The 13,403-nt window shown below is 40.3% G+C and carries 13 protein-coding genes; 3 read left to right on the top strand and 10 right to left on the bottom strand.

The window, feature by feature from the left end; translation table 11 throughout:
• Positions 1-405 precede the first annotated feature (405 nt).
• From AB3M96_RS06010 to AB3M96_RS06000, 3 genes are all read left to right on the top strand, one after another.
• Entirely contained in the window at positions 406-828 is a 423-nt protein-coding gene (locus AB3M96_RS06010) for a hypothetical protein (RefSeq protein WP_412966676.1), read from the top strand.
• A 96-nt stretch (positions 829-924) separates the two neighbouring features.
• Positions 925-1,290: a YhfM domain-containing protein gene (locus AB3M96_RS06005; RefSeq protein ID WP_412966675.1), complete on the top strand. Its 366-nt coding sequence runs from the start codon at positions 925-927 to the stop codon at positions 1,288-1,290.
• Between the two features lie 410 nt (positions 1,291-1,700).
• A complete protein-coding gene (locus tag AB3M96_RS06000) occupies positions 1,701-3,272 on the top strand; it encodes an ATP-binding protein (protein ID WP_412966674.1) in 1,572 nt (523 codons plus the stop codon).
• Between the two features lie 310 nt (positions 3,273-3,582).
• Here AB3M96_RS06000 and AB3M96_RS05995 read toward each other — a convergent pair whose 3' ends face one another.
• From AB3M96_RS05995 to AB3M96_RS05950, 10 genes are all read right to left on the bottom strand, one after another.
• Positions 3,583-4,032: a VOC family protein gene (locus AB3M96_RS05995; RefSeq protein ID WP_412966673.1), complete on the bottom strand. Its 450-nt coding sequence runs from the start codon at positions 4,030-4,032 to the stop codon at positions 3,583-3,585.
• 133 nt (positions 4,033-4,165) lie between these two features.
• Positions 4,166-4,996 (bottom strand): 3-hydroxyacyl-CoA dehydrogenase family protein, encoded by an 831-nt coding sequence (locus tag AB3M96_RS05990; protein WP_412966672.1) that lies wholly within the window; start codon positions 4,994-4,996, stop codon positions 4,166-4,168.
• Between the two features lie 414 nt (positions 4,997-5,410).
• A complete protein-coding gene (locus AB3M96_RS05985) occupies positions 5,411-6,223 on the bottom strand; it encodes an enoyl-CoA hydratase-related protein (protein ID WP_412966671.1) in 813 nt (270 codons plus the stop codon).
• On the bottom strand, positions 6,207-7,109 hold the full coding sequence (locus AB3M96_RS05980; RefSeq protein ID WP_412966670.1) for an NAD(P)H-dependent flavin oxidoreductase: 903 nt from the start codon (positions 7,107-7,109) through the stop codon (positions 6,207-6,209). Before AB3M96_RS05980 ends, AB3M96_RS05985 begins: the two co-directional genes overlap by 17 nt.
• Entirely contained in the window at positions 7,102-8,283 is a 1,182-nt protein-coding gene (locus AB3M96_RS05975; protein WP_412966669.1) for an acetyl-CoA C-acetyltransferase, read from the bottom strand. The genes AB3M96_RS05980 and AB3M96_RS05975 overlap by 8 nt, the downstream gene beginning before the upstream one ends.
• 12 nt (positions 8,284-8,295) lie before the next feature.
• Positions 8,296-9,345, bottom strand: a complete 1,050-nt coding sequence (locus tag AB3M96_RS05970) for a phosphotransferase family protein (protein ID WP_412966668.1) — start codon at positions 9,343-9,345, stop codon at positions 8,296-8,298.
• Between the two features lie 21 nt (positions 9,346-9,366).
• Positions 9,367-10,134, bottom strand: a complete 768-nt coding sequence (locus AB3M96_RS05965) for an enoyl-CoA hydratase/isomerase family protein (protein ID WP_412966667.1) — start codon at positions 10,132-10,134, stop codon at positions 9,367-9,369.
• Between the two features lie 15 nt (positions 10,135-10,149).
• Positions 10,150-10,869, bottom strand: coding sequence for a 2-phosphosulfolactate phosphatase (locus tag AB3M96_RS05960; RefSeq protein WP_412966666.1), 720 nt, complete (start codon positions 10,867-10,869; stop codon positions 10,150-10,152).
• 20 nt (positions 10,870-10,889) lie between these two features.
• Positions 10,890-11,420, bottom strand: coding sequence for a TRAP transporter small permease (locus AB3M96_RS05955; protein ID WP_412966665.1), 531 nt, complete (start codon positions 11,418-11,420; stop codon positions 10,890-10,892).
• 16 nt (positions 11,421-11,436) lie between these two features.
• The gene (locus tag AB3M96_RS05950) at positions 11,437-12,765 is read right to left on the bottom strand and encodes a TRAP transporter large permease (protein ID WP_412966664.1); all 1,329 of its coding nucleotides are present in this window, start codon (positions 12,763-12,765) and stop codon (positions 11,437-11,439) included.
• Between the last annotated feature and the right edge of the window lie 638 nt (positions 12,766-13,403).

Here is a 13,403-nt window from a genome sequence, read left to right as displayed (position 1 = left end):
AGCCTTGAGCAATTAAGTCTAACACCTTTTAAATTGATGAAATAACCAATTTGTAAGCAACTTTTTCTGCAGTTTTTTACTAGATTTATAGTACCTTGTTTCGTTTACGGTTTTTAATTTGGATTTATGGTTTTTAATCAGGATTTATGGTTTTTATTTTCGAAATACGGTTTTTAATCAGGAAATACGATTTTTAATTCAAATTTACGGTTTTTAGCAATTTTCCAAGGTATTACCTTGTCCTTCGCACCACAACTCCGCCAACTTACGCACATAATCCTAACTTATGTGTCCCCTTACTTATCCACATAGTACCTATAATCCAACAATTGGTACATTTATGAAACAGTTCCTTTCCATAAATGAATGTAGTATATTTGTAGTTTAGAAAAGGAGCTGATTGATGTGAAATTGGTTAAAATACTACTAGTTTTTGTTATCGTTCTTGGCGGAATAGGCTTTGGGGTGTATTATTTTGGAACTAATCTAGCATCTGAGAAGCTCATGGACACCATTGCATCTGAACTTGAGAACAATGGGGAAATGGAACAAATAAAAACTGTGATTGAGAGTGATCCGGCATTAGTAGCTCTACTCGAAGATGCAAAACATGCCGATACTAGTACTCTGCCATTTACAACCAAAGAGGAAGCAACAAGAGTACTTGTAAAAAAGGTAGGAATTACTGAATTAAATGAGATTCGGACAAAAGCGCAGGATGGAAGTATGACGCAGGAGGAACTGCTTGCTGAGGTAGAAACGAAATTATCAGAAGAAGAAATATTGGCACTAAAGGTGCTTGCTTATAAAGAAATATATGGAGAGTAATAAGGGTACCGTGCGAGGTACTCTTTTTATATGGAGTTTGTATTCTCACGTAACCTTTTCCCTATTCAAACGTCCAACTATAAAAGGAGGAGGTTTATGAAAAAGGTACTTACATTGCTTTTCTTGTTGATTTCGCTTATTGGTTGCTCCACTGAAACTATCGAAAGTATTACCATCCATAAAATGAAGAACTTCTCCGAGGTAAATAAGGAGTGGGAATTCGTCATTACTGATAAAAATGATATCGAACTGTTTAATACTGCCTTTAAATCCGCCAAAAAGTTACCAGGTATCGTTGACATGGCAGACCCCCATTACAAAGTTTTTTTAGGTGAGGAAACTTATTTTCTATGGATTAGCAAAGATTCAGGAACGATTATGAATACGGTTGATACACATACGATTTATTCTTTATCGAAATCAAATTCTATTAAGATTTATGGTTTACTAGACGAGAAATAATTGTCGATGACCATTTACAGGAAATGAGTTATCCCTATACTCCCATACAAAAACTATCGTATTATTCTTCAAACAAGCGATTGTTTGACATGTTTAAACAATCGTTTGTTTGATTTTACAAAGAGTTGGCATTGATGATTTAACCCTCCAAACAAACATTTGATTGACTACTTTAAACAAACGTTTGATTAAATTTCCACATTCCTTTTCTAGAATAATTTTTCAGAACCCCTCCGGTACTATTCCCTTTACAACTTTAGTAGTATTTTAGCTTAATTACATAGATTTCCAGTGTTTTGACTATCACAATTAGTGTTTTTTCGGTAAACTTTTCTTGGATAGTCGTCAAAACATTACAATTATTTAATATTTCTAAACGTTTTCTAGGCTTGAAAGGAGTTACGCCATCTATGATTACTAATGAGACGAAAAATGAAGAACATAGGGGGGATACACATTTAAGTCAGTTAGCATCTGTGGGGCAAATTGCTGCCGGTATTGCACATGAAGTACGTAATCCGTTAACTGCAGTGAAAGGCTTTTTACAGCTCCTTCAACAAGAGGAAGGTCATGAATATATAGATATTGCGCAATCAGAATTAGATAATGCGCTTGTTACATTGAATAATTTATTACAGGTTTCTAAACCAGACCTTGAGGATGAGGAATATCGTGCGATACATTTAGCCGTCGAGATCGAATCAATTCTCAACCTATTTCAAGACAAACTATACGATATCGATGTGATTACAGAATTCGAGCACACGGACGCAACAATCCTCGGAAAGAAGAACCAGTTTAAAAAAGCCTTTTTCAATCTTATAAAAAATGCAATTGAATCAATAGAAGGAAAAGGGACAATTACGATTACTCATACATCAACCCATACTGACGTGATAGTTACAATCGAGGATACCGGGATAGGAATTCCGAAGGATAAACTAAATCTCCTCGGGACTCCATTTTTTTCAACTAAAGATTCAGGGACAGGCATGGGTCTCGCACAGGTTTTTTCAGTAATCTACCAACACGGCGGAAAAATAATTATCGATAGCGAAGAAAAGATAGGAACGAAATTCACCATTAAGTTACCAAAGCAGCATCAACCAAAAAATAGAGGTGTTCGCAAAATGTCGCTCGAGTACAAAGAGACGGACTCAGTTAAAGAATTTTTCCTCGAAAACAGAGATTACTTTGAAGAACGTTTGCTTGAGGAAGCAATCAATGTGAAGGGAAAAATTGAAGAGATACAGACAGTTGGGAATATTAATCTAGTAAACAATGCTCATAAACTTGTGCTCTACGTGGTAGATGAAAGAGAGCATGAATTAATTACCTTTGCAAAACAAGAAGGAATGGCATGGGCGCGGAATTCTCTTACACTAGCTTTTAAATTAGAATGGGTGCAAGCAATTCGCAGAACTCTATGGGACTTCCTGTACAACTATGATCTGCTTCTTAACAAGAACAGCACAAGGGATGACTTCTTTACATTAGAAAAAAAAGTAAACGAACTGTTAGATCACTTTTTTTCTCACTTTTTCATTAGCTATTCAAAATATAAGGATGAGCAACTAGAATCACAACGGCAGCTCGTCGAGAATCTATCTGTCCCAATCATCCCAATTAACAAAAATATCTATATTATCCCGCTGATTGGAACGATTGATGATATACGCGCGGAAACCATTGAAGATAAGATACTCACTGGAATTGGTGAAGACCATATTCGAACGTTGATTATGGATTTATCAGGTGTCGCATTTATGAACGATAGTGCCATGAGGCGTTTTATCAAGATACTTGAAGGCATTAAAATGATGGGCTGTAAAACGGTCCTAACCGGTATCCGAGCTGATATCGTAAAAAAGATGATAGCGCTTGAAATTAGTTTTGCAGATATTGCTGAATCGAAAGGCACCCTGCAGCTTGCATTGAATGATTATTTGTATCAGCAGGAAGTACCGGTTGTGGTGGAATGAGGAGAGTTATGATCCCTGTCCGATTTTTTAGTTGGGGGTGACCCGTGTTGTGGGTTTGGATGTGATTTATGATCTGGATTTAGGATTTTCAGCAATTATATTCCCGTTAATCGGACAGTTTGGTAGTTCTCACCTGGAAATCAGGTGAGAACCTCTGTAATAATCTACAATTCTAGCATTTCGCTGACCAATCAAGTGAGCAAAACCCGAGATATGCATTTTAACTTTGATTTACGGTTTTTAATCGAGATTTATGGTTTTTAATTCGAAAATACGGTTTTTAATCCGGATTTACGATTTTTAGCAAAATTCACTGCTCCAACCATTTACTCAAATGCAGCACACCCAACTCCGGCCTTGCCTCCCCGTCTAAAACAGCCAGATACTCCAATGAGTTCCCATCCAAATCATAAAAATAGTAACAAGCCGCAGGCATCCATGCATGGACGACGGGTTCACTTGTATCTAATCCAAAATCAGGTGAAAGCTCAATCCCACGTGCTCCCAAAAACTCGGGAACAGCAAGCAAGTCCTCATACCCCACACTAAATGCAAAATGCCTAGCCTTGAACTTTTCCTCTGGCACTTCCCAAATGCCCAGCATCTGCTCCTTTTTCGAAGCATCTCCAAGCCAGAAAAATGCAACCCTTCTCTCTTCGATAACGTATGCTAGCTCTAACTCCAACCCCTTGTAAAACTCAATTGCCTGCTCTAAATTTTTCGTGTAAATATGTGTTTCATACAGTTTACTATTTTTCATACTAATACCAGCCCCTTTTCTTTTATAACTCTATTGTAAATGGGCTCCTCAACAACTACATGCGAACGTAGACGGATTTTTCCCTACGACTTTTGAATGAGAAAAGCTCACCATCACCGGTGAGCCCCAACCATCAATATTCGTAAAAGCCTTTCCCGGTCTTCCTTCCTAGATGCCCTGCTTCAACCATTTCCTTCAAGAGCATCGGCACCTTATACTTTGAATCCCCTGTGTTTTCATATAGAGCTTCCTGGATAAAAAGCAATGTATCCAATCCAATCATATCGGCAAGCCACAACGGTCCGATTGGGTGCGAGGCACCTAGCTGCATTCCCTTATCAATGTCTTCCACCGAAGCTGTTCCTTCCTCCACTAGAAAAATTGCTTCACTCAACATTGGAACGAGAAGTCGATTCACTACAAATAACGGAGTATCTTTGACTAAAATACTTTCTTTGTTAATCGTATTAATCACTTCCTGAACTGTATTTAAGGTATCTGCCGAGGTCTGCTCGGTTCCAACAACCTCTACTAACTTCATCAACGGAACTGGATTAAAGAAATGGAGACCACACACGCGATCCGGACGTTTTGTGGTCATCGCCATTTCTGAAACTGACAAACTTGACGTATTGGAGGCTAGAATTGTATGTTCATGACAAAGTTCATCCAACTCTTGAAACACTTTCTTTTTAACATCGATATTTTCCGTAACAGCTTCAATGATTAAATCTCGGTTTACTAAAGCAGTCTTATCAGTCGTAAATTGGATACGCCCTAACACGACCTGTACATCAAGATTACTTTTCTTTGAAAGTTTAGTTAAGCTTTCTTCAATTTTTTCCCTTGCATTATGAAGTGCTCTGCCATCGATGTCCACTAACACTACTAAATGGCCGCCCATTGCAAACACTTGAGCGATCCCGTTTCCCATAATTCCCGAGCCTAACACACCAATTTTCAAGTACTCTCCTCCTTATAAGAAAAGCGCAAGCGCCTTTTAAGTAGAACTTCTACTAATGACCGCCACATCCTGTGGCGAACGTAGAAGTCAGCACATCCTCGAAAATGCTACGCATTTTCTTCGTGCGATGCCTATGCTGCCGTAGCCTTCCTTGTCCTGTGCAAGTCCGACAAGCGCTGGCCGGCTAATGTCGCCACTCCTGTGGCAACGCCGGCACTAGCACGTCCTGTGCGTCGAAACCCTGACGAGAAGGCTCTAAAAAATGCTAAAGCATTTTTTCTGCGAGGATTATCCTCACGAAGCATTTCTTAGTGTTGCCGCCGCAGGAAGGGAGAAGCGACCTCGAGGGGCTAGGCGCTGGAGCTAGACATATACAATTTTGTTTTTTTACTTTATGCTATTTTCCTTTTCTATTCATGAACCAAAGAAGTCTGGCAAACTATTATTTTTCAACGGAAATTCCGCAGGACGTTTTTCTAAAAAAGATTGCACACCTTCTTGTGCGTCCGCATTTTTCCCTGCCCAGTTTAAGAATTTAGATTCTATTAAATGGGACTCCAGCGGACCATTTTCACCGAGCATGCTCCAAAGCAATTGCCTTACAAAACTATTAGAAGTTGCAGCAGTATTTTCCACAATCTCATAAGCAATTTCGTATGCTTTTTCAAGTGGGTTTTCCTCTTCGTAATGGACAAGCCCTGTTTCCAATGCTTCCGAGGTTGGGATGAACCGACCTGTGTACATCCACTCCAACGCTTTTCCGATTCCTACGATTTTGGGTAAAAACCAACCTGATGCTGCTTCTGGTCCAATCCCTCTGCGTCCAAAGACGAAGCCAATTTTCGTATCCTTTTTTACAATTCGGATATCCATTGGCAGTGTCATGGTTAATCCAATTCCAACGGCTGGACCGTTAATCGCGCAGATAATCGGCTTTTTCATCTTGTATACAACTAAGCTTATCTGACCACCTAAATCACGAAACGCTTCAATGTCTTCTTCAGTTTCAAAGGTGGACGCACCAACACTTAAATCCATTCCTGCACAAAAAGCGCGCCCCTCTCCTGTCACGACAACAACTCGAACGTCATCGTTTTGATCGGCTTCTTTGTAAAAGTGAATGAGTTCGTCTGTCATCTCGGGCGTAAATGCATTCATTTTATCCGGGCGATTTAAATACAGTGTCATTATGCCATCCTTCAGTTCACTTCTAATTGTTTTGTACAAGACTTGCAACCCCCTCTTCGTATTCCTTCTTAAGGTGTTGAATGATTTCTTGCATCGTTTCTCGTTTTGTAACAACTGAAACTCCATGGCCCGCTGACCAAATGTCTCGCCATGCTTTTACATTCACTAAGTGTGAAAGGTCAACATCTTCCCTGGATTTTAAAGTGGTTGGGTCGATCCCCTGTTTGATCAAACTAGGTATCAACACATTTGCATGGACACCACTAAACGCATTTGTGTACAACACATCATCAACGGTTGAAGCTAACACCATTTCCTTGTACTCATCCTGGGCACTGCTTTCTTCAGCAACGATAAAACGGGTGCCCATGTACGCATAATCTGCCCCCATGAGTTTTGTTGCTGCAATATCTCTACCAGTCGAAATGCTTCCAGATAAAATAATCGTGCCATCAAAAAATTGTTTTACTGCTGAAACAAATGCAAAAGGATTTAACGTACCACCATGGCCTCCTGCTCCAGCACAGACTAAAATGAGTCCATCAACTCCTGATGCTGCGGCCTTTTTCGCATGCTTCACTGTGGCTACATCAGAATAAACAAGCCCACCATATCCACGAACGACTTCGATCACTTCACCTGGATGTCCAAGAGAGGTAATGACAATTGGCGGTTGATATGTTTGTATTAATTCAAGGTCTTCTTCATACCTTTTGTTTGATTTTTTATGGCAGATAAAATTCACGGCCCATGGTTTATCGCCTAATTCCCTTTTTACCTGCTCCATCCATTCAGCACATTTGGAAGCAGGGCGGGCATTTAACAATGGAAATGAACCGATTACTCCCTCTTTCCCCGCTTCAATCACCATTTCCGGTGTTGAGACCAAAAACATCGGTGCCACAATTAACGGCAGTTTAGACATGTTCAATCACCATCGCGATCCCCTGACCTCCGCCAATACAAAGGCTGACAATTGCATATCTTTTGTTGCGGCGTCTTAACTCATATGCTGCTGATAATAAAACTCTTGCCCCACTTGCCCCAACCGGATGACCAAGTGCTACCGCACCACCATTTACATTCGTTTTTTCACGGTCCAACCTCAACTCTTTTTCAACAGCTAAATACTGTGCAGCAAAGGCTTCATTTACTTCAACTAAATCAATATCATTTAGTGTAAGGTTGGCTCTACCTAATGCCTGATTAATAGCTGGTACTGGTCCAATCCCCATGATTGTCGGGTCAACACCTGCTACTCCCCACGATACCACTCGAGCTACTGGTTTTAGTCCATTTTCATGGACTGCCTTTTTACTAGCTACCACAACAGATGCAGCACCGTCATTAATACCAGAAGCATTTGCTGCAGTTACCGTTCCATCCCCGATAAACGATGGCCGTAGTTTACTTATGGTTTCAAAGTTCGCATCCGGCTTAATATGTTCATCTTTTTCGATAAAAAGAGACCCTTTTCTCATTTTTACTTCAACAGGTACGATTTCTTCTGCAAATACCCCGTTTTCTGCAGCTCTTGCTGCACGTTGATTTGACTCAATTGCAAATAAGTCCTGCTCTTCTCTTGAAATTTCATACTTAGTAGCTAGTTTCTCAGCTGTCATTCCCATTCCTTTGCCTGTGTATTGGTCAACAAGTGTTGTTAACAGCATATCTTCAAACTGCAGATTGCCCATCTTAGATCTGCCAAATCGTTGTTCAAAATTGGCGTAAGGCGACTGTGACATATTTTCAGTTCCACCCGCTAACACGATTTCGGCATCACCCGCTAAAATATGGTGAGCCGCTGAAACGGCAGCCTGTAACCCTGAACCGCATAATCGGTTTACCATATATGCCGGTACTTCTTGTGGAATGTCACTGTGTAACGCAATATGGCGCGCTAGATAGGATGCATTTTTCTCAGAGTGAATGACATTCCCGTAGATTACATGGTCGACCTGTATTGGATCGACCTTTGCACGTTTTAACGCTTCAACAGCTGTTGCCACTCCGAGTTGTGTGGCCCCTGTTCCTGCAAACGAACCTCCGAAACTCGTAAAAGCTGTTCGTGCTCCGTCTACTATATAAATCTCTTCCATCACATGTACCTCCTATAAAATCCGGTTTTCTTTTGTTAGATGAGCCATTTCAAATAGATTTGAAACAGCTACGTTTAAGGTTTTAAAACGCTCATCAGGTAGTTCGCCTTTTTTCCAACGATAGTAGATTTGTTGAAGAATGACCGCCAGCTTATAAAAGCCAAGTGCAACATAGTAAGTAATATTTGATACATCTCGACCACTGAGCCGAGCATATTCCTCAACAAATTGACGGCGACTGTAAAAACCAGGCTGGTTTGTGACAAAGTTAATCCCTAAGTCCAAGTCCCCATTTTGGCCCCAGTAGGCAACCGTTGAGCCAACATCCGTTAACGGATCACCAATTGTTGAGAGCTCCCAATCAAGGACGCCATTTATTTTACGAGGATCGTTTTCATCAAATAAAAGATTGTTAAGTTTAAAATCATTGTGAACAATCGTTGGCTTCGGTGACGCAGGCAGGTTATTGATGAACCAGCTATCCAGCTCAGTTACCTGTTGGTATTCGTATGTTTTTGAATGAGCATATCGTCTCATCCATCCATGAACCTGTCTTTCCAAATAGCCTTCTGGTCTGCCAATATCCGATAGGTTCGCTTTAAGATAATCAATTGATTGGAGCTCAATCATCGAGGTAATCACCGCATTTGAAATAAGCGGACCCACTTGCTCGGAACTACCGTAGCTTGCTGGCAGTCTATCATCAATGACGACTCCTTGTTTCTTCTCCATTACATAAAAATGACGATTCATAATTGCAGGATCTTCTGAATAAAGCAGAGGCTTTGGTGCAAGCGGATAAACAGAGTTGACTTTCGTTAGGATGGTACATTCCCGTTTCATATCGTGTGCCTTAGGTGGAATCTCTCCAAAAGGCGGGCGTCTTAGTACGCCTTCCCATGTTCCAATACATAGTAGATAGGTCAGATTGGAGTATCCTTCCGCGAACTTTTTTATTTTTATCGGAGCATCAGGTATGTCTTGGAGATTGTTCCTTAGTAGATTTTTTAGTTCATTCCAGTTAATTTGTTCATGGTCTATCAGATTTTGTGTAGTATTCATGTGCATCTCCTTTCTGAACTCCTACTTCCCTTTGAAATTCGGCTTTCTTTTTTCCATAAAAGCTAGAAAACCCTCTTGTATGTCGCTGGTTTCACATAGTTCCATAAATGCTCGAGTTTCAAATTTCTGTCCTTGTTCAATCGTCGTTTCTACCCCATAATCAATAGTTGCTTTTGCGGCAGCTATCGCGACTGGACCTTTGCTGGCAATTTGCTCTGCCATAGATAGTGCCGTTCGGTATGCTTCACCATCAGGAACAACTTTCTCGATTAGTCCATATTGATGCGCCTCATCTGCCGTAAAGATAGCGCCTGTAAAAACTAATTCCTTCGCTTTCCCTGGTCCTATTAATCTCGCGAGTCGTTGATTTCCCCCATACCCTGGTAAAATCCCAAGACTTGTTTCCGGCAACCCAAGCTTTGCCCTTTTCTCTGCAATTCGGATATCACACGCTAGTGTGAGCTCCAGCCCTCCACCAAGGGTCAATCCATTAATCGCACAGAGCACCGGCATTCTTGCATTTGCTAGTTTGTTAAAAACGATTTTCCCCTTCTCTACCAATTGCCTGCCAGACTCAGGAGTAAGGTCTTCAAATTGCTTGATATCTGCACCAGCCATAAATGCTCTGTCTCCTTTTGCTGTTAACACAATGGCTCGGGATTCTTGATACGAAAAGATTGCTTCAATTACTTCGTCTAATTCTCCAATCAACTGATCTGTTAAAATATTTAAAGGTGGGTTATCGATGGTTATCACAGATACGTAGCCGATTTGTTCATAAGTTACCAATGCAATTCCTCCTATCTATGTTGCAGAAACTAGTTTTCCATTTTTATAAAATGGGACGGTATTGTACGCCTCAAAATGTTCTAAAACCCAATTTGTTGTATGTTGAAAGCCTGTACTTTTTAATAAACACGCGGTTTCACTGCTGTGTAAATCTTTGAACTGAGTGGACTTTGCGACTTGGAAAGTTCCTTTTGCTAGTTTTGCAGAGTCGGAGAGTAGATAGTCTTGTTTTTGGGTCAGGTGGTCGACAATATGACCTGCTCCAACAAAGTCTTCTATTGAGAAACGGCCCGCATTTCCTGAACATATAAGAACAATTGAGGATTCATCCTCTTGTTGTTTGATGAGTTCTGCTACTCGGTGACCATTTACCAAGGATGAGATATATAAGCATTTTGCATACTTTGCTTTTTCGATTGCAATGGTCCCGTTGGTTGAACAGATAATGGCCGGAGTTTTTTCCTCAACTTGTAAAAAAAGAGTTGGGTCTGGGTACTCAAATCCTTCAATTTTTTCTCCGTTCCATTCGCCAAGTAGAAGAGCTTGTTCTTGCCGTCGTGCCAGTTCAAGTGCTGTCGATGCATCTTTTACCGCATACACGGGTTCATAGTTATTTTCTAGCAAACTAACAATTGTAGAGGTCGCAAGCAGAACATCAATCACCACTGCTGTACAGTTTCGTAGTAACTCAGTGTCCACCAATTCCTTTTGGGTAATCACGTTTATTTTTCTCATCGCTTCAACCTCTACTTTTTCTAATTATTTTCTGTCTCAAATAAGAAAGTAGGCTTCTTTTCGAGCAGATTTTTGAGCAGGATAAACACATTTTCAACAATGATCAAAGCAAATGAAATCGGAATGATGAAGAACAATGGATACACTGGGTATAGCGTCCCTGCTGCTGGGAAGGCCATTTTCCGTTCCAAGCCGATCATGGCGTAATCCCAAGTGTACATAGTCATTAACACTAGGATAAAAATCTCTAGTAACAGCATTCCAAGAATGAATACTAGCTTGATGTTGTCCTTGAATTTTTCAAGTAATAGATCCATTTTTGGTAGAACCCCTGATGAGTAGGCATACGCTAACGCTGGGAATACAACAACCGGCATAAAGTAGTTCTGAACAATTTCAAATCCGCCGTTTATTGAATCTGACATCACATTTCGTAAAAATACATCTATTACAATAAAGAACATCATTCCAATGAGACTGATTCCACTAATCCAAACACCAACCACTTTTATAAAATGAAAGTACTTATATAAACGAGCTATGCTATTCATATCCATCCTCCTTCCGCTATGATTTCATTGATTCTGTTAGGAATGTCGCAATTTCAGGGAAAAGTATCATGACTCCACCTACAACGATCATTGCGACAATCGAAAATACCATTCCAATTTTAAAGATAGGTTCCAGTCGAATTTTACTGACCCCTGCCACCGCATAAACACTGAGTCCAACTGGAGGAGTTAACAGTCCAATCGTACAAATCACACTCACAAATACACCAAACCATATGAGGTCTACTTGCAGCGCATTGATAATTGGCAGGAGGACTGGGATTGACATTAAAATAACGGCTGCACCTTCAATAAACATGAACATGATGAACAAAACGATTGAGATGATTACCAGAACTAATGTAGGGTTCCCCATTATTGGTTCTAATAGATTGATAAGTTTCCTTGGGATTAATGATAGAGACACGAATCGCCCAAAGATTTGAGCTCCAATCATGATTAGCATGACCATGCTCGTTAGCTTTAGCGTTTCGACTACTGAGTTTTTAATGAAATCTTTGTTTACTTTTCCTAAAATAAACGCTGCTACTAATCCTACAAACGCTCCAACTGCTCCCGCTTCTGTTGGGGTGAATGTTCCTGAGTAGATCCCTCCAAAAATAATACCGACAACTAACAGTGCTACAATGCAAACGGTAATGAGTCTGGTGAGGGATACTTTTTCCTGCGCCTCTTCCAGCGCAACAGCTACTTCTGCGTTAACTGGGGACTTCTTCTGTTCGACTCGAAGATAAACGAGCATAACAGCCATAAACGTTACCATCATCAGAATCCCTGGTATTACAGCAGCGATAAACAGCTTGCCTACAGGCGTTTCCGTTGCAACTCCATATAAAATTAAGATGATACTCGGTGGAATGATACCCGATAATGAGCCTCCCGCAGCTGCAATTGCACCAGCAAGTGGGCCACTATAACCGTGTCTCCGCAGCTCTGGTATAGCAACCTGACCAAGAGAGGCCGCCGTTGCTGTACCTGATCCTGATACCGCCCCTAGAACTCCTCCAATTGAAAGTGTCATGATGCCTAAAACACCGTTTTTCCCACGTGCAACCTTATGAACAATATAAAAAATATCTTTTACAATATCGGACTGGAGAATAAACTGTGCCATCAGAACATACAACGGAATCGTCGTCAGCGTATAGCTTGCAACCCGGTTAAAAGGCTCGTTACCAAGCAATCCCGGTAAGAAATTAAAACCTTCTAATAAAATGAGACCAATTACCCCTGTTGCAAATAGAACGGAATGTACATATAAACCAAACATCAGAAAGAGGACCAACATTATCAGGACAATCGCTATGATGATTGCATTTTCCATTTCCTATTCCCTCCCTTTTTAGACCTTTTGTAAAGGGCTTTCTTGAGTAGTGCTTGTTGCGTGAAATATCGTAACTTAGATTGGTTGAAAAGAGTGAATTTGAGTAAATAGCATATTTTTGAAACGCATTCCCATTTAATAGTGCAAATCTAATTTTCAAAGCGTAAACTGAGTTTGCGTAGCCGAATATGGCTAAAAATCGTAAATCTGGCGTAAAAATCGTATTTTTGAATTAAAAACCGTATTTTCAATTTAAAAACCGTAAATCCAGATTAAAAACCGTATTTCCAAATTAAAAACCGTAAACTGGGTTCGCACATCTGTTTTCGGGTAACTAGACCGTGGATTAGCCCTTTTTGGGTTGGTTGATCTAGTCTAAACGGGTTAATCTTGGTATGTTTGTTTACTTAATGTAGCCTCACGCTGCCAAATTTGGCTAAAAATCGTAAATCCGGTGTAAAAACCGTATTTTTGAATTAAAAACCGTATTTTCAATTTAAAAACCGTAAATCGAAATTAAAAACCGTATTTCCAAATTAAAAAGCGTAAACTGGTTCCGCGCATCTGTTTTCGGGTAACTAGACCGTGGATTAGCCCTTTTTGGGTTGGTTGATCTAGTCTAAACGGGTTAATCTTGG

This window comes from Ferdinandcohnia jepli, from assembly GCF_047246645.1.
GTDB lineage: Bacteria > Bacillota > Bacilli > Bacillales > Bacillaceae_L > Ferdinandcohnia.
This window is presented reverse-complemented; position numbering and strand designations above follow the sequence as displayed.